Annotated in this window: 15 protein-coding genes and 1 riboswitch; of the genes, 9 read left to right on the plus strand and 6 right to left on the minus strand. The window is 69.9% G+C overall.

Features of this window, described 5'->3' with window-relative positions; translation table 11 throughout:
• The first annotated feature begins 592 nt into the window (after positions 1 to 592).
• The 3 genes from AC07RM_RS16660 to nrdR all read left to right on the plus strand — a co-directional run bounded on the left by AC07RM_RS16660 (position 593) and on the right by nrdR (position 3,392).
• A complete protein-coding gene (locus AC07RM_RS16660; RefSeq protein ID WP_093344313.1) occupies positions 593 to 1,459 on the plus strand; it encodes a lytic transglycosylase domain-containing protein in 867 nt (288 codons plus the stop codon).
• Positions 1,460 to 1,503: 44 nt separating this feature from the next.
• A riboswitch (ZMP/ZTP riboswitch) is annotated at positions 1,504 to 1,638 on the plus strand.
• A 41-nt stretch (positions 1,639 to 1,679) separates the two neighbouring features.
• The gene (glyA, locus tag AC07RM_RS16665; RefSeq protein ID WP_093344314.1) at positions 1,680 to 2,924 is read left to right on the plus strand and encodes a serine hydroxymethyltransferase; all 1,245 of its coding nucleotides are present in this window, start codon (positions 1,680 to 1,682) and stop codon (positions 2,922 to 2,924) included.
• Between the two features lie 24 nt (positions 2,925 to 2,948).
• Entirely contained in the window at positions 2,949 to 3,392 is a 444-nt protein-coding gene (nrdR, locus tag AC07RM_RS16670; RefSeq protein ID WP_057594475.1) for a transcriptional regulator NrdR, read from the plus strand.
• 36 nt (positions 3,393 to 3,428) lie between these two features.
• On the opposite strand, the gene AC07RM_RS16675 is transcribed toward nrdR, so the two are convergent.
• From AC07RM_RS16675 to pilV, 6 genes are read right to left on the minus strand one after another with little or no spacing between them, the layout of a single operon-like run.
• Complete coding sequence (locus AC07RM_RS16675) at positions 3,429 to 3,977, minus strand: GspH/FimT family pseudopilin (RefSeq protein ID WP_495335228.1); 549 nt, start codon at positions 3,975 to 3,977, stop codon at positions 3,429 to 3,431.
• Entirely contained in the window at positions 3,974 to 4,402 is a 429-nt protein-coding gene (locus tag AC07RM_RS16680; RefSeq protein ID WP_296781923.1) for a type IV pilin protein, read from the minus strand. Before AC07RM_RS16680 ends, AC07RM_RS16675 begins: the two co-directional genes overlap by 4 nt.
• On the minus strand, positions 4,399 to 8,070 hold the full coding sequence (locus AC07RM_RS16685) for a pilus assembly protein (RefSeq protein ID WP_495335229.1): 3,672 nt from the start codon (positions 8,068 to 8,070) through the stop codon (positions 4,399 to 4,401). Before AC07RM_RS16685 ends, AC07RM_RS16680 begins: the two co-directional genes overlap by 4 nt.
• A 10-nt stretch (positions 8,071 to 8,080) precedes the next feature.
• Positions 8,081 to 8,728: a pilus assembly PilX family protein gene (locus AC07RM_RS16690; protein WP_495335230.1), complete on the minus strand. Its 648-nt coding sequence runs from the start codon at positions 8,726 to 8,728 to the stop codon at positions 8,081 to 8,083.
• Positions 8,725 to 9,669 carry a PilW family protein gene (locus tag AC07RM_RS16695; protein WP_495335231.1) on the minus strand — a complete coding sequence of 315 codons (945 nt, stop codon included), beginning with the start codon at positions 9,667 to 9,669 and terminating at the stop codon, positions 8,725 to 8,727. The genes AC07RM_RS16690 and AC07RM_RS16695 overlap by 4 nt, the downstream gene beginning before the upstream one ends.
• Positions 9,662 to 10,267 (minus strand): type IV pilus modification protein PilV, encoded by a 606-nt coding sequence (gene pilV / locus AC07RM_RS16700; protein ID WP_495335232.1) that lies wholly within the window; start codon positions 10,265 to 10,267, stop codon positions 9,662 to 9,664. Before pilV ends, AC07RM_RS16695 begins: the two co-directional genes overlap by 8 nt.
• A 159-nt stretch (positions 10,268 to 10,426) precedes the next feature.
• On the opposite strand from pilV, the gene ribD reads away from it, so the two are divergent.
• From ribD to AC07RM_RS16730, 6 genes are all read left to right on the plus strand, one after another.
• The gene (gene ribD, locus AC07RM_RS16705; RefSeq protein WP_495335233.1) at positions 10,427 to 11,554 is read left to right on the plus strand and encodes a bifunctional diaminohydroxyphosphoribosylaminopyrimidine deaminase/5-amino-6-(5-phosphoribosylamino)uracil reductase RibD; all 1,128 of its coding nucleotides are present in this window, start codon (positions 10,427 to 10,429) and stop codon (positions 11,552 to 11,554) included.
• A gap of 122 nt (positions 11,555 to 11,676) precedes the next feature.
• On the plus strand, positions 11,677 to 12,324 hold the full coding sequence (locus AC07RM_RS16710) for a riboflavin synthase (RefSeq protein ID WP_057594483.1): 648 nt from the start codon (positions 11,677 to 11,679) through the stop codon (positions 12,322 to 12,324).
• A 37-nt stretch (positions 12,325 to 12,361) separates the two neighbouring features.
• Positions 12,362 to 13,516 (plus strand): bifunctional 3,4-dihydroxy-2-butanone-4-phosphate synthase/GTP cyclohydrolase II, encoded by a 1,155-nt coding sequence (ribBA, locus tag AC07RM_RS16715; RefSeq protein WP_495335234.1) that lies wholly within the window; start codon positions 12,362 to 12,364, stop codon positions 13,514 to 13,516.
• 5 nt (positions 13,517 to 13,521) lie between these two features.
• Positions 13,522 to 13,998 carry a 6,7-dimethyl-8-ribityllumazine synthase gene (ribH, locus tag AC07RM_RS16720; protein ID WP_057594485.1) on the plus strand — a complete coding sequence of 159 codons (477 nt, stop codon included), beginning with the start codon at positions 13,522 to 13,524 and terminating at the stop codon, positions 13,996 to 13,998.
• The gene (gene nusB / locus AC07RM_RS16725) at positions 13,995 to 14,564 is read left to right on the plus strand and encodes a transcription antitermination factor NusB (protein ID WP_208514089.1); all 570 of its coding nucleotides are present in this window, start codon (positions 13,995 to 13,997) and stop codon (positions 14,562 to 14,564) included. The genes ribH and nusB overlap by 4 nt, the downstream gene beginning before the upstream one ends.
• Before the next feature lie 40 nt (positions 14,565 to 14,604).
• Positions 14,605 to 15,789: a pyridoxal phosphate-dependent aminotransferase gene (locus AC07RM_RS16730; RefSeq protein WP_495335235.1), complete on the plus strand. Its 1,185-nt coding sequence runs from the start codon at positions 14,605 to 14,607 to the stop codon at positions 15,787 to 15,789.
• The last annotated feature ends 132 nt before the right edge of the window (positions 15,790 to 15,921 follow it).

A 15,921-nucleotide genomic window follows, 5' to 3' on the forward strand; every position in this document is an offset into this window, starting at 1 on the left:
GTGTGCCCCAAACAGGCGGCAAGCCAGAAACAAGAAAGCCCGGCGACGCGACGAATGTCATGTCACCGGGCTTGATGGCGGGCATAGACCCATTGCCATCGTTTCGCTCGACCGGAAGTCGATGGTTCCTGTCGTGCTGGCAGCAAGAGATTGCCGCCGTGGATCCTCCGCCGTTCGAGCCCGCGGCTTGCACCGTGACTGCCTGGCTTCGGAAAGCACCTGAAAACCTCAGGCCTGTTCAGCTTAGGCGCCCCTTCCCGGCTTTTCAAACCCGATTTTTCAAGGGATTTCCCTTAAGAAGGACGCGGTCCCAGACACGGATTTGAAACATTTGTTCGACACTTTTAAGAATTAAGACTGAATTCCTTATGCTTGACCGGGTATTTAGCAACGATAGAATCCCGCCTGCTCCGATCGCCCGACGCGACGGAACCACCCTGTATCCGCTGCCGACTCCCCCCGGCTTGATCAGACGGCCGCGCACCTTATCCCCCTGAGCGCGGAATCTGATTGGTACCAATCCAAGCGCCGCTGCCTCCATCCCATCGCCCTTCCCGGCGCTGCGACAGGTGCCGCACAGAAAGGAAGAGCGATGAACAAGGCGTTTGATGCCACGGCCCGCGGGCTGAGGACCTTCGTGTCCGATGTGGCAGACGGCTTTTTTGAAATCACGCACAACGGTTTCGCCCTGCTGGGCCTGGCCATCGTGTTCGCGGTCCTCGCCCTCGTGGCGCGGCCCGACCTGCGCCATCAAGGCGAAGAACAGCTCATGGGCTGGCTGCAGTCGCGCAAACCCGCGCCCGAAGCCACTGACCTCGAGCCGACCGCGATCGAGCGCACGACGGCCGCGAGCCCCGGCGACCTGCCCAAGCAGCAGGCCGCCGTGGCCTACTGGCTCAGCAAGAAGTACCGCGTCGCGGCCGAGCCGCTGAGCGTGCTCGTGGCCGAGGCCTACAACATCGGCAAGCACACCAAGCTCGATCCGACGCTGATCCTCGCGATCATGGCGGTCGAGTCCAGCTTCAACCCGTTCGCGCAGAGCCAGGTCGGCGCGCAGGGCCTGATGCAGGTCATGACCCGCGTGCACGGCGACAAGTACGAGCCGGCCGGCGGCACGCTGACCGCCTTCGACCCCGTGACCAACATGCGGGTCGGCGTGAAGGTGCTGCAGGAATGCATCGCCCGCGCCGGTTCGCTCGAAGGCGGCCTGCGCTACTACGTGGGCGCGGCCAACCTCGAGGACGACGGCGGCTATGCCGGCAAGGTGATGGCCGAGCGCGAGCGCCTGCTGCAGGTGGCCAGCGGCCGCGCGCCCTCGCCGTTCGCGCCGACGCCGCCGGTGCTGCGTCCGCAGCCGCTGCCCCTGCCGGTGGTGGCCCCGGCCAAGCCCGACGAGGCGACCGAGCCGGCCAACGGCCCCACGCCACCCAAGGTGGCGCTGCTGTCGGCCGTGTCCTGAATCTCCTTTCGCCCGCCGCCGGGCCGGTCCGATCCGCTACACTCGACCGGGTACGCGACTGGCGATAGGCGCGGTGCCGACAAGGCACCCGCGCTGACGTGGACTACCACTGGGAAGCGTACCGCCTGCGACGTCGCTCCAGACGCGCAGGCGATCAGCCGTTCGCCTGGGCAGCCCTTGTTTGGTTGAAGAACAAGGACCTCGTCTTCAAAGGACTGCCATGTACCAACGCAACATCCTGGTCGAACAGACCGATCCCGAAATCTGGGCTGCCATCCAGGCCGAAAACGCGCGCCAGGAACACCACATCGAGCTGATCGCGAGCGAGAACTACGCCTCGCCGGCCGTCATGGCCGCGCAGGGCTCGCAGCTCACCAACAAGTACGCCGAGGGCTACCCGGGCAAGCGCTACTACGGCGGCTGCGAGCACGTCGACGTGGCCGAGCAACTGGCCATCGACCGCGTGAAGCAGATCTTCGGCGCCGAAGCGGCCAACGTGCAGCCCCATTGCGGCGCCTCGGCCAACGAGGCCGTGCTGCTGGCCTTCCTGAAGCCCGGCGACACCATCATGGGCATGAGCCTGGCCGAAGGCGGCCACCTGACCCACGGCATGCCGCTCAACATGAGCGGCAAGTGGTTCAACGTGGTGAGCTACGGCCTGGACGCCAACGAAGCCATCGACTACGACGCGATGGAGCGCAAGGCGCACGAGCACCAGCCCAAGCTGATCATCGCGGGCGCCTCGGCCTACTCGCTGCGCATCGATTTCGAGCGCTTCGCCAAGGTGGCCAAGGACGTCGGCGCGATCTTCATGGTCGACATCGCCCACTACGCCGGCCTGGTGGCCGCGGGCGTGTACCCGAACCCGGTGCCACACGCCGACATCGTGACCTCGACCACCCATAAGAGCCTGCGCGGCCCGCGCGGCGGCATCATCCTGATGAAGTCGCAGCACGAGAAGGCGATCAACAGCGCGATCTTCCCGGGCCTGCAAGGCGGCCCGCTGATGCACGTGATCGCCGCCAAGGCGGTGGCCTTCAAGGAAGCGCTGTCGCCCGAGTTCAAGGCCTACCAGCAACAGGTGGTCAAGAACGCCCAGATCGTGGCCGAAACGCTCACGCAGCGCGGCCTGCGCATCGTGAGCGGACGCACCGAAAGCCACGTGATGCTGGTCGACCTGCGCGCCAAGGGCATCACCGGCAAGGAAGCCGAGGCCGTGCTGGGCAGCGCCCACATGACCATCAACAAGAACGCGATCCCCAACGACCCCGAGAAGCCGATGGTGACCAGCGGCGTGCGTGTAGGCACGCCGGCCATGACCACGCGCGGCTTCAAGGACGAAGAGGCCCGCATCACCGCGAACCTGATCGCCGACGTGCTCGAGAACCCGCGCGACGCCGCGAACATCGACGCCGTGCGCGCCAAGGTCCACGCGCTGACCAGCCGCTTCCCGGTCTACCGCTGACCTCGAAGAAGAAGCCCTGACCGCATGAAATGCCCTTTTTGCGGTCATCTCGAAACGCAGGTCGTCGAGACCCGCGTTTCGGAAGACGCCGACTTCGTGCGCAGGCGCCGCCAGTGCGGTGCCTGCGACAAGCGCTTCACCACCTACGAGCGCCCCGACGTCAATTTCCCGGTCGTCGTGAAGAAGGACGGCAGCCGCGCCGACTTCGACTCGACCAAGGTCCGCGCCTCGATGATGCTGGCGCTGCGCAAGCGGCCGGTGAGCATCGAGCAGATCGACAACGCGCTGCTGCGCATCGAACAGAAGCTGCTCGCCAGCGGCCTGCGCGAAATCGAGTCGACCAAGGTCGGCGAACTCGTGATGCGCGAACTCAAGAAGCTCGACAAGGTGGCCTACGTGCGCTTCGCCTCGGTCTACCGCAGCTTCGAGGACGTGGACGAATTCCGGCAGCTGCTGCGCGACATCTGAGCCGCGGCGTGTCGACGCCGGGCCGCGGGACGGCCGCTATCCACCGCCCTGCCCGCACACTCCAGTTCCGCACTCTCCCTTCCGATCGGGGTCGCAACTTCGAGGCCGCCCCGACGCCGAGAGGACGATGGCCGCGCGCCGCCCCGTCTCGGCCCTGAACGCGAGGCAGCCCGCGCCGAAGCCCGCATTGCGCACGCGCCGCGAGAAGCCATTGCCGTCGTAGTGCACCCCTTGCGCCAGCCCGTCGCCCAGTTCCCGGTCGACCGCGATGCCCGACGGCAGCCCGTCGAAGCGCCGCAGCACGTGCGGCGCGTGGTCGCCGCCAGCATCGGCCACCACCGCCCAGCCCGCATCCCAGCCGGCGCCGCCGTCGGCCAGCACGCTGACTGGCTCGCCGCGCCGGATGGCCTCGATCCGCGCCATCCCGAGCGCGGCCACGAAGGCCTGCGACACGGCCGCCAGCCGCTGGTGGAGCAGCAGCGCGCGAAAACCCGGCACGCCGACGGCGGCCAGGATGGCGACGATGGCGATCACGGTGAGCAGCTCGATCAGCGTGAGCCCACGTGCCGGTCCCGCGCGCTTCATTGCCAGCACCGCGCACGCTGCGCGCCATCGCAGCCGCGGCCGCCCGTGCTGTCCAGCCACAGGTTGCCGACCGGCGGGTCCGAGAAGCCGGGCTTGAGCCGGGCCGAGAGCCGCAGGCAGTCGTCGAGGCTGCGCTGGCCGTCGCAGTGCTCGCTGCGCACGAGGTACTTGCCGCCCTGCCCGCTCTCGGCGGAATCGCCTTCGTAGCGCCGGTAGCGGCCATCGACGGTGAAGTGGCGCTCCTGCTGCTGCATCTGCGCGAGCAGCGCCGACCGCGCCTCGGCGCGCCAGCCCCGGTGCACCGCATCAACGTAGGAAGGAAAGGCGATGGCCGCGAGGATGGCGACGATCGCGAGTGCGATCAGCACCTCGATCAGGCTCCAGCCGAGGGCCGCGCCGGCTCGATGGCCGTGGCGGGAGATCATGGCCATGTCCTTTGCGGGTCCGGCACCTGGCGCCAGTTGAGACGGCCGGCCCGACGCGACACCGTGGCACCGCCGGTCGGCTGCGCGACCGACACCGACGTGCCCTTGCGGGTACCGGGGCTGAGGACCGAGAGCCGCCGCGTCTCGACGCGCCGACCGGCCGGATCGGCGGCACCGTAGGACGCGTTGCCCTGCTGGACCACGAAGGGTGCACCGAGCAGCCCCGCCTCCGAGGGCACGCAGGTGCCACCCTTGGACAGGCCGGTCATCGCGTCGACGGCACAACTGCGGCCGCTGCCTTCGCCGCAGGCCGCCTGCGGCGGGATCAGCGTGTTGAAGAACAGGCGCCCATCGGCCAGCACGGACCGCTCGACCTGGCGCTCGCCCTGGTCGCGCGACGCCGGCAGGTCGAGGTACCAGCCGCGCCGCCGTGTCGTCGCGCGGTCGAAGGCGCCGTAGACGAAGGCCTGGCCCTCGATGGCCGTCAGCCCGCCCTCGATGGGTCGTGCCTGCCGTGGCGCCAATTGGGTCCGCGCTTCGCCCACACGGATCGGCGTGCCCGTGTCCTGCACCGCATACACGGTCTGGACGCCGCGACGCGAGGCGCCGAGGTCCGCCGGCTCGACGAACTGGCCGGTGCCGAACAACACGATGCCACCGCCGCCGGGCCCGAGCCCCACTTCCGGCGGCACCGTGATCGGCTGGCGCCGGCTGCCCGCGCCGCCGTCCATCGCGACCATCAGCGGCGCACCGCCGAAGCCCAGCGCGTTGGCCTCGCTCCAGGGCGCATCGTGTTCGAAGTCGAACTTCCACAGATTGCCCTGGGTATCGCCGGCATAGAGCCAGCGGACCGTTCCGTCGTCGGCCGCATGGTCACCGGGCGCGCTCGCGAGCGCATTGACGAGGCTGGCATCGGCGGGCCGGGGCAGCAGGATCTTGTGATAGTCGAGGCCGCGCCGCCAGGGCGTGCCGGCCGGCTTGTCGAGCGACAGCAGGAACAGCGCGGCGCGTTTCTCGGGGTTGCGGTTGTTGAAGCCCGAGGGCACGACCGCGAACCAGGCATGGGTGGCCGGGCGGCCCGCCGTCGCGGCCCTGGTGCGGAACTTCAGGAGGCGCGGCGGCTGCATCAGGTGGCCCATGTCGGGGTCGTCGGCGCTGCCGAACTCCCACAGCACCTTGTCGGCCGAGAAGGCCCGCGGATCGCTGACATCGAGCGCGAACACACCGGCGGCGCCCGCGCCCAGGCCCGAGACCAGCACGCTCTTCCACAGGCCGTTCGCCGTGCGCGCCTCGGCCACGGCGGGCGTGCCGTCGACATAGGCGCGATGCGCGCCACCGGGCTGCGCGAGTTGGCCCAGCGCAGGAAACAGCAGTCGCGGGACGTAGCCGAAAAGCTCCTCGCCCGTGCGCGCCGAGAAGGCATGCAGCATGCCATCGTTGGCCCCCAGATAGACCGCGGGCTCGCGCTGGCGATGCGTGGAGAGGAATGCCGGGTAACCGCTCTCATCCAGCACAGGGTCGGGCGCGCCAACGAACACCGGGGCCGCATGCGCGACATCGCCCATCACCGAGTCGCGCACGCGGAAACGGCCACCCGCCAACGAGGCTTCGTTTCGGCGCTCGCCACGCAGGTAGTTCAGGCGGTCGCGGGCCAGGGTGTCGGTGGCCCCGGCAGGCATCGGGGATGCGGGTTCGGTCTCCGTGCGCAGCGAGCGCCGCAAGGGCTCGTCGAGCGCGTCCCATTCGAAGGGAATGCCAACGCCTGCCGTCGACAGCGTGAAGAGCTTTCGCGGCGCCGATGCACCGGATTTCTCCACGCGTGCATCGAGCAAGGCGCCCGCATCCCACGACGGCGTGTCGGCCACGCGCAAGGCGCCCGTGTCCGGATCGGTGAACAGGCGAAACGACAGCAAGGTGCCAGCCCAGCGCCGGCTGTCGGAGCGCGGCAGGTAGAGGCTCGCGCCGGCCGCGCCCACCGTATCCGAGGAGATCGCGGCCGTGGCATTCGCGCCCAGCGGCGGCGCGGTGGCACGGCGCAGCACGCGGCGCAACGCATCCGCCGTCGATCGCTCATCGCTGGCGAGGAAGTAGTTGGCCGGCATCGGCTGCCCGTCGTGGTCGAGCCCTTCCGCCCATTCGGCGTTGCTGAACCATGCCGACTTGCCCGCTGCGTCCGGGGCGCCGAAAAGCGCGGAGCTTCGGAATGGATCGCCATCGCCGTTGCGGTCGACGAATCCGCCGTACTTCGCGGCCAGGTAGAGCGCGCTGCCGCGCTGGCGCGTACCCACCACAGCGCTCCGGTCGGCATCCAGGTCGACCGCGAAGGTCTGCACACGCGCATCGGGATGGTCGCCGCGGATCCGCTGCGTGTGCGCCCAGTACGCGAGCCCCGCCATGCCGAAGGAGCCCTGGGCCGAGCCCGCCCTCCGATTCTCGAAAGCACCGACGAGCCGGGCCCAGTGCGCGGTGTCGGGCGAAAAGGCCGCACTGCCCGAACCCGGCGCCGAACCATCACGCCCGGTGTCGAGGTCGCCGATGTTCAGGATGTGATGTCGCTGGCAGTTGCCGAGCACCGGGTCCGCAGGCGTCGGCAGCTTCGCCTGCAGGTAGCGCAGCGATTCATGGAACAGCTCGCCCGCAGGATCGAAGCGCGCGTAGTCGCCCGAGCGTCCGAAGCGGTTCACCGCCGCGATGACACCCTGCGCGGTGCCCGCAAGGTCGTCGCGGAACACGCCGGTGCGCGCATCCCATTCGGCCCGCGGGTTCTCGACCCCGTCGAACGCGGCGTCGGTCTTCTCCGGCCCGATGGACTTCATCGCTTCGCGCAGCACGCCGCCATGGCGCCTGGGATCGCTGCCAGGCAGGTAGCCGAACACCGCGAAACGCGCGTCGCCCGCATGGACCTGCAAGGCGCCCACGGGTTTGTGATGCCCGCTGGGATAGGCGGCGCAAAGATCGCGGCGCACGACGGCCTCGTCGGCGGCGCAGACCTCGACGCGCGCGAAGTAGAGATCGGCCCTGACCGCCGAGACGCAGCCGCGGTCCGCATCGGTGCGCATGTCCGCATCGACGACCAGCCGCTCCCCGCAGTTCCGGATGCGCAGCGTTTCGTCCGCGCGAAGCCCAGCACGCGGTGTCAGCCGCTCGAGATGCCCGCGCACGGTCTTGACGGGAAGCTCGACACCAGCCCCGATCGGCCAGGTCGCCCGCTGCAGCACGGTCCGCTCCGGCGTGTCCACCACGCGGTCGCCACCGGTCAGCGCCATGCGCAGCTGATCGAGCGGCGATGCCGTGGCCCAGTTCAGCAGATTGCCGCTCCACTGCCCGCGGCAGGCGATCTCGCCACCGGCGAGCGTGGTGGCCGTCGCGGTGCGGCGGAAGTAGCCCTCGACACGCAGGTAGTCGTAGCAGCCCTTCGCATCCCAATAGCCTTCGTAGACCTTGGCGGGTTCGAAGCCGCCGAGGTAAGCCGGTCCCGCGTTCGAGGCCTTGATCGCCAGGTCGATCACGATGTTGGGATCGGGCTGACCGGCCAGCGCGTGGACCGGCACGCTGGTCAGCAGCGCATCGGGCGGCGTCGTGGATGCGATGCCGGCCCCTGCCGGCGCGCTCCACGTCGCGCAGAAAACCAGGGCGATGCACACGATGAATGCGCGAAGCAAGGGCATGGCAGTCCGATCAGGAGGAAGGAGAAGAAGCGTCGGCACAGCCGGGACTCGCCGACGGCTTGGCCAGCGTGGTCTGCAGCAGCACGCGCGTCTCCTCGCGCGGCCCGTAGCCGATGGCGGTGACGCGGAAGACATGTGTCGCGACGGCCGCGCTCGCGCTGTGCAGCACGCCCTGCGGGCCGCTGCCCCGGCTGCGCAGGGCCTCGACGACATAGCGCGGCGCGCGCACGGACAGGCCACCGGCACCGGTGGCATAGACCTGCCCCGTAAAACGGCCATAGGCCACCGACCGGTTCGCATCGGGTGCGAAATCGACCTGCGTCCACGCCGGCGGATCGCCCACCGGCGCGGCCGCGCAGAGTCCCAGCCGTGCGCCGGTCCCGGCGCAATCGGCAACGAAGGCCGACACATCGCGGCCATCGAACAGGCACAGCCGCTGCGCCGCATGGTCGTTGGGCCCGAGCACGTCGCGCTCGGCATCGAGCAGCGCGGCCTCGGCCGCCTGGAAAGCCACCTCGGTGTCGCGGTCGTTGCGCGCGATGCGCTCGCCGACCAATGCGTTCTGCGCCGCGGCGAGGCCGAGCACCGACACCACGAGCAGCAGCATCAGCACGACGATCAGCGAGAAGCCACGCGAGGCGCGCACCGGCCGGTTCATGGCGCGGCCTCGCGTTGGCTGTTGCGCAGCGCCACCGTGAAGCTCGCGACACGCCGCAGCCGCCCATCGGCCGCGGGCCGGAAGCGCACCACCGGGAACTCGGGGCCGAGCGGATAGAGCTGCGCCTCCTCGGGCCGGGGCCAATTGCCCGGCCGTGCGCTGCGCGCCACCATCCCGATGCGCAACGCCACCACCTGCCGCCAGGCCGAGTTGCCCAGCGACGACGCGGCCGCCACCGCATCGAGCTGCGCGGCATCGAGCCACTGCTCGGGCGTGCCGTCGCCGTCGAGGTCACGCCCGAACAGCACGCGGAACACTTCGATGCCACGCGCCAGCGGCTCGGACCGAAAGCTGCCGCGCCGGTCGCCGCGGTATTTGCAATAGAGCTCGGGCTCCCCGTCGGCCGCCTCGGCGACATGGAAGATGCTCCAGGCCCGGTCGGCCGGCGTGGCGGTGCCGGCGCTCGGCGCGGGCTTCGCGAAACCCATGCAGTCGACCATGGTGCCGTCGGCCTCCGCGGCGCTGCCGTCGTCGTCGGTGCGCGAGCTGCCGGCAAAGCGCACCAGCAGCGAATCGCTGTCGTTCACGCCGCGTGCGTTGTGCCTCCCATAGCTTTCGCCGCTGGCGCCGACACGGGTGTTGCGAGCACCGACGATGTCGAGGTCGAGGGGATCGTTCACGGCGGACGCGACCGTATCGCCGGCCGCGCGATCGGCATAGCCGGCCTGCCGCACCGTGCGCCGCACGACGAAGGCGGCGAAGCGCAACGACTCCTCCACCGTGCGGGCCTCGGACTCGGCAACGAACAATTGCCGGCTGCCGCCGAAAGCCAGCATGGCCGCGAGCACCACCACCAGGCCGAGCGCCAGCGCGACCATCAGCTCGACCAGCGACACGCCACGCAGCCGCGCGCGCCCTGGGGGTTCGACATGCTCAGCCACCGCGCGGCCCCTCGCTGACCTGCGCGGGCATCAACGGCATCGCGAGCCGCGGCGCTGCCGATGCCCCCGCGCGGCGCTGCGCCTCGCTCGCGTTGCGCGGCAACCAGCCGAGCTTGACGACCAGCAACGGTCCGTCGGCCTCGCAGTCCCAGGCATGGGCGCCCGCTGCGTCGTTCCATGGATTGCCGTCGAAGCAGACCGTGATGCGCGCGCCCGGCAGGGCCTTCGCGGCACGGCGCTTCCACGCCTGCATGTCCCAGCGCGCGAGGTCCTCGGGCCTGCAGGCGGCGCCAGCCGCGGCGCAATCGGTGACGCCCGCCTCGCCCGCGGCAGACCCTGCCGTCCATTGCGCCACGAGGTAGCCATTGACCGCATCGCGCCGCCCCGCCACGGCCCGGTTGAGCCGCGTCTTCTCCGACAGCTCGCGCACCAGGTTCAGCGCCGCGCCGAAGTTCGCGGCCTCGCCGCTCGCGCGCACCGCATGCAGCAACATGGCCGCCGCGCCCAGCAGCCCCAGGCTCAGCAGCGCGATGGACACCAGCACCTCCACGAGCGAAAAGCCCGCGGCGGCATGCGCCGTTCGATTCGACCTTGCCATATCCGTCCTCCCCCCGTTCTCTTCCGGTGTCGCGTGTCTCGCGATCGAAGGGCAAGCGTACGAGCGCACCGGGCGCGAGCGCCGCGCCGTCCATCCGCATTCGCGCGCCGCTCGTATGATCCCGACGCACCCGTGTCAACTTTTCCTCGCGAAGCCTCCATGCCCTCCCCCCAACACGACGCGCAGCACATGGCGAGCGCCCTGCGCCTGGCCGCGTCGGCGCTGCTGATCACCGACCCGAACCCGCGCGTGGGCTGCGTGATCGCCGATGCGCAGGGCCGCGTGCTCGGCCAGGGCCACACGCAGAAGGCCGGCGGCCCGCATGCCGAGGTGATGGCGCTGCGCGACGCGGCCGCACAGGGGCATTCGGTCGCGGGCGCCACCGCCTACGTCACCCTCGAACCCTGCGCCCACCATGGCCGCACCGGCCCGTGCTGCGATGCGCTGATCGCGGCCGGCATCGGCCGCGTGGTGGCCTCGCTCGCCGATCCCAATCCGCTGGTCGCGGGCCAGGGCTTCGAGCGGCTGCACGCGGCAGGCGTGGCGGTCGAAGTGGGGCCTGGCGCCGAGGAAGCGCGCGAGCTCAACCTCGGCTTCCTCTCGCGCATGGTCCGCAAGACCCCCTGGGTGCGCATGAAGGTCGCGGCCTCCCTCGACGGCCGCACCGGCCTCGCCAACGGCGTGAGCCAATGGATCACGGCCGAGGCCGCGCGCGCCGATGGCCACGCCTGGCGCGCCCGGGCCAGCGCGGTGCTGACGGGCGTCGGCACGGTGCTCGAGGACAACCCGCGCCTGGACGTGCGGCTGGTCGAGACGCCGCGCCAGCCGCACCTGGTGATCGTCGACAGCCACCTGCAGACGCCACCCGACGCTCATCTTTTCATAGCAGGCCGCGCGGTCTGGATCTACGCGGCGGTGCGCGACGAAGCCCGCGCCGCGGCGCTCGAGGCCCGCGGCGCCACGGTCAGCTGCCTGCCGAATGCCCACGGCAAGGTCGACCTGCCCGCGCTGCTGCGCGACCTCGCGGCGCGCGGCGTCAACGAACTGCACGTGGAATCGGGCCACAAGCTCAATGGCTCGCTGCTGCGCGAAGGCTGCGTCGACGAGCTGCTGGTGTATCTCGCGCCCAAGCTGATCGGCAGCGGCCTGGACATCGCGAGCCAGATCCACGCCGACGGCCCGTTGGTCTCGCTGGCCGGGGCACTGCCGCTGAAATTCCGCTCGGCCGACATGATCGGGCCCGACCTGCGGATCGTGGCGTGCGTGGCCGGCCGGGACGCTTTCTGACGCCGCCCGCAGCGCGCCGGCTGCCGTCCACAGCCGCCCGGCAAGACGCCCGCGCGACCGCGCCGGCGGTCCCGAAGTGCCAGGAAATGCCGCGGGCCTTCCGGACCTGCGAAAATGCGCGGATGTTCACCGGAATCATCACCGGCGTGGGGCGTATCGCCGCCATCCACGACCTCGGCTCCTCCTCCTCCCACGGCAAGAGACTCGGCATCGCGGCGCCCGACGGCTACCTCGACGATGTCGGCCTCGGCGACAGCATCGCGCTCAACGGCGCCTGCATGACCGTCACCAGTTTCGACCCCGCGCAGAGGCTCTTCACCATCGACATCTCGGCCGAGTCGCTCGATAAAACAGCGGGCCTGACCGAGGAAGGTGCGCGCATCAACCTCGAGAAGGCGCTGCGCGCGAGCGACCGCCTCGGCGGCCACATCGTCTCGGGCCACGTCGACGGCATCGGCACCGTGAGCCGCTTCGAGCCCGTGGGCGAGAGCTGGGAGCTGCGCGTGGTCGCGCCGCAGGCGCTGGCGCGCTTCCTGGCCTACAAGGGCTCGATCACCATCAATGGCGTGAGCCTCACGGTCAACACCGTCGCCGACGCGGCCGACGGCAGCAGCGAGATCAGCATCAACCTGATCCCGCACACGGTGCAGAACACCTCGCTGGGCGACCTGCGCGCCGGTTCGCGCGTGAACCTCGAAATCGACACCGTGGCGCGCTACGTGGAGCGCATGCTCCAGGCGGGCGTGCTGCAGCCGGCCCGGCCGGCCTGACACCGACATTCCCCGCATCCAAGGACCCCGCCCCATCATGAACGCATCCGTCACGCCGATCGGCGCCTCGCGCGCCAATCGGACGCCCGCGCCGATCTCCCCGGTCGAGGAGATCGTGGCCGAACTGGCCGCCGGCCGCATGGTCATCCTCGTCGACGAGGAAGACCGCGAGAACGAGGGCGACATCGTGGTCGCCGCCAACCACATCACGCCCGAAGCCATCAACTTCATGGCCCGCCATGCGCGCGGCCTGATCTGCCTCACGCTGTCGCGCGAGATGTGCGAACGCCTGCACCTGCCGCCGATGGTGGCGCGCAACGGCACCAAGCACGCCACCGCCTTCACGGTCTCGATCGAGGCCGCCGAGGGCGTGACCACCGGCATCTCGGCCGCCGACCGCGCCCGCACCGTGCAGGCCGCGGTGGCGCGCAACGCCGTGGCCGCCGACCTGGTGCAGCCGGGCCACATCTTCCCGCTGCAGGCGGTCGACGGCGGCGTGCTGATGCGCGCCGGCCATACCGAGGCCGGCTGCGACCTCGCCGCCATGGCCGGCTGCTCGCCCGCCTCGGTGATCTGCGAGGTGATGAACGAGGACGGCACGATGGCGCGCCTGCCCGACCTGCAGCTGTTCGCGGCCGAGCACGGCCTCAAGATCGGCACCATCGCGGCGCTGATCGAGCACCGCAGCCGCACCGAATCGCTGATCAAGAAGGTCGGCTGCCGCGAGATCCAGACCGCCTGGGGCGCCTTCACGGCCCATGCCTTCGTCGACCAGCCCAGCGGCGGCGTGCACCTCGCGCTGGTGCGCGGCAAGTGGGCGCCCGAGGACACGGTCGACGTGCGCGTGCACGAGCCGCTGTCGGTGCTCGACGCGCTCGAGATCAACCGCTCGCTGCACTCGTGGAGCCTGGACGCCAGCCTCTCGCACATCGCGCAGCTCGACAGGGGCGTGGCCGTGCTGCTGAACTGCGGCGAAACGGCCCACGAGCTGCTGGCCCAGTTCGACGGCACCGCGCGCCCCGCGCAGGCGCCCGAGCGCGGCCGCATGGACCTGCGCAGCTACGGCATCGGCGCGCAGATCCTGCGCGAATGCGGCGTGCAGAAGATGAGATTGCTCGGCACGCCGCGGCGCATGCCGAGCATGGCGGCCGGCTACGGCCTCGAGATCGCCGGCTATCTGGCAAAGGACTGAACGACATGCAAGGTGCAAACCAGGGCGCGGCCGACAAGCCGCTGGACGGCAACAGCGGCAAGGGACTGCGCATCGGCATCGTGCAGGCGCGCTTCAATGCCGACATCACCGATGCGCTCGCCAGTGCCTGCCTCGACGAATTCGCGGCGCTGGGCGTGGCCGCCAACGACATCCACCACGTGCGCGTGCCCGGCGCGCTCGAAGTGCCGGTCGCGCTGCAGGCGCTGGCCGAGCGCGGCGGCTACCACGCGCTGGTCGCGCTGGGCTGCATCATCCGCGGCGAGACCTACCACTTCGAGCTGGTGGCCAACGAATCGGGCGCGAGCGTGAGCCGCGTGGCGCTCGACTACAAGCTGCCCATCGCCAACGCCATCCTCACCACCGAGAACCTCGAGCAGGCCGTCGCCCGCCAGACCGACAAGGGCCGCGACGCGGCCCGCGTGGCGGTCGAAATGGCGCGACTGCTGGCCGACCTTTCATGACCGACGACAACACCCAAGAAGACCAGGGAGGCGCTGCGCCGCAGCGTTCCGCACGACCGGACAAGGCGCGCGCGACGCGCACCGGCCTGACCTCCACCGGCGCGCGCAAGGCCTCGGCCAAGTCCAACCGCACCCGCGCGCGCGAGTTCGCGCTGCAGGCGCTCTACCAGCACCTGGTGGGCCGCAACGAGGCGGCCGCCATCGACAGCTTCACGCGCGACCTCGCGGGCTTCCACAAGGCCGATGCCGCGCACTACGACGCGCTGCTGCATGGCTCGATCGAAGGCGCCGAGCAACTCGACGCGCTGATCGTGCCGCTGCTCGACCGCAAGCTGGCCGAGATCTCGCCGATCGAGCATGCCGTGATGTGGATCGGCGTCTACGAGTTCCAGCATTGCCTCGACGTGCCGTGGCGCGTGGTGCTCAACGAGTGCATCGAGCTCGCCAAGGAGTTCGGCGGCACCGATGGCCACAAGTACGTGAACGCGGTGCTCAACGGCCTCGCGCCCCAGCTGCGTCCGCTCGAGGTCGAGGCCGACCGCGCGACCGGCAAGGCGCGGCCCTGATCCCTTCTCCTCTTCTCTCTTCTTTCGCGAAGCACCCCGCATGAGGATTTCGACCCGGGCCGAGCGCATCGAGCCCTTCTACGTGATGGAAGTGGCCAAGGCCGCCGGCAAGCTGGCGCGCGAGGTGGCCCACACCGACCGGCCGATGATCTTCCTGAACATCGGCGAGCCCGACTTCACCGCGCCGCCGCTGGTGCAGGAAGCCGCGGCGCGCGCGGTGCGCGCCGGTGCCACGCAGTACACCCAGGCCACCGGCCTCGACCACCTGCGCGAACGCATCAGCCAGTGGTATCGCGACCGCTTCGGCGTCGACGTGCCGGCGCGCCGCATCGTGGTCACGGCCGGCGCCTCGGCCGCGCTGCAGCTGGCCTGCCTCACGCTGATCGAGGCCGGCGACGAGATCCTGCTGCCCGATCCCAGCTATCCCTGCAACCGCCACTTCGTGAGCGCGGCCGAGGGCAAGGCGGTGCTGATTCCGACCACCGCCGAGGAGCGCTTCCAGCTCAGCGCCGACAAGGTCGAGGCCGCCTGGACCGACAAGACCCGCGGCGTGCTGCTGGCCTCGCCCTCGAACCCGACCGGCACCTCGATCGCACGCGACGAGCTGCGGCGCATCCACGAGGTGGTGAGTTCGCGCGGCGGCATCACGCTGATCGACGAGATCTATCTGGGGCTGTCCTACGACGATGCCTACGGGCAGACGGCGCTGGCGATCGACGACAACGTGATCAGCATCAACAGCTTCAGCAAGTACTTCAACATGACGGGGTGGCGGCTGGGGTGGCTGGTGGTGCCCGATGTGCTGGTGCCCGTGGTCGAACGGCTGGCGCAGAACCTGTTCATCTGCGCGAGCACGGTGGCGCAGTACGCGGCGCTGGCTTGCTTCGAGGCGGAGAGCATTGCGGAGTACGAGCGGCGGCGCGGCGAATTCAAGGCGCGGCGCGACTGGTTCATTCCGCAGCTCGAGGTGTTGGGGCTACCGGTTCCGGTGGTTCCCGATGGAGCTTTCTATGCCTGGGCCGATTGTTCGGGGCTGGCTGCTCGGCTCGGGATTTCGGGGAGCTGGGATTTTGCGTTCGAGGCTATGAAGCGGGCGCATGTGGCTGTGACTCCTGGTCGCGACTTCGGGACTGCTGATACTGCTAGCTTCATTCGGTTCTCTACTGCCAGTTCTATGGCGCATCTTGAGGAAGCTATTGGTCGGTTGCGTGGTTTGGCTGGATGAAGGTTTCGGCTTTCTGGTTTGAAGCTGCTTTTTTGTTAAGGCTGTTGGCCGGGATTTCGCCCCGGCGGGCGAGTCACTTTCTTTTGCTTCGCCAAAAGAAAGTAACCAAAGAAAAGGCGACCCCGCTGTCTG

The sequence above is a fragment of the Variovorax sp. GW821-FHT09B05 genome (assembly GCF_059418265.1).

What these genes read in the sequence shown, in the direction of transcription:
- ribD (WP_495335233.1), top strand. Translation starts at nt 10,427, where the DNA reads ATGCCCTCCCCCCAACACGACGCGCAGCACATGGCGAGCGCCCTGCGC.
- AC07RM_RS16660 (WP_093344313.1), top strand. Translation starts at nt 593, where the DNA reads ATGAACAAGGCGTTTGATGCCACGGCCCGCGGGCTGAGGACCTTCGTG.
- AC07RM_RS16685 (WP_495335229.1), bottom strand. Translation starts at nt 8,070, where the DNA reads ATGCCCTTGCTTCGCGCATTCATCGTGTGCATCGCCCTGGTTTTCTGC.
- nrdR (WP_057594475.1), top strand. Translation starts at nt 2,949, where the DNA reads ATGAAATGCCCTTTTTGCGGTCATCTCGAAACGCAGGTCGTCGAGACC.
- glyA (WP_093344314.1), top strand. Translation starts at nt 1,680, where the DNA reads ATGTACCAACGCAACATCCTGGTCGAACAGACCGATCCCGAAATCTGG.
- AC07RM_RS16690 (WP_495335230.1), bottom strand. Translation starts at nt 8,728, where the DNA reads ATGAACCGGCCGGTGCGCGCCTCGCGTGGCTTCTCGCTGATCGTCGTG.
- ribH (WP_057594485.1), top strand. Translation starts at nt 13,522, where the DNA reads ATGCAAGGTGCAAACCAGGGCGCGGCCGACAAGCCGCTGGACGGCAAC.
- nusB (WP_208514089.1), top strand. Translation starts at nt 13,995, where the DNA reads ATGACCGACGACAACACCCAAGAAGACCAGGGAGGCGCTGCGCCGCAG.
- AC07RM_RS16675 (WP_495335228.1), bottom strand. Translation starts at nt 3,977, where the DNA reads ATGAAGCGCGCGGGACCGGCACGTGGGCTCACGCTGATCGAGCTGCTC.
- AC07RM_RS16730 (WP_495335235.1), top strand. Translation starts at nt 14,605, where the DNA reads ATGAGGATTTCGACCCGGGCCGAGCGCATCGAGCCCTTCTACGTGATG.
- pilV (WP_495335232.1), bottom strand. Translation starts at nt 10,267, where the DNA reads ATGGCAAGGTCGAATCGAACGGCGCATGCCGCCGCGGGCTTTTCGCTC.
- ribBA (WP_495335234.1), top strand. Translation starts at nt 12,362, where the DNA reads ATGAACGCATCCGTCACGCCGATCGGCGCCTCGCGCGCCAATCGGACG.
- AC07RM_RS16680 (WP_296781923.1), bottom strand. Translation starts at nt 4,402, where the DNA reads ATGATCTCCCGCCACGGCCATCGAGCCGGCGCGGCCCTCGGCTGGAGC.
- AC07RM_RS16710 (WP_057594483.1), top strand. Translation starts at nt 11,677, where the DNA reads ATGTTCACCGGAATCATCACCGGCGTGGGGCGTATCGCCGCCATCCAC.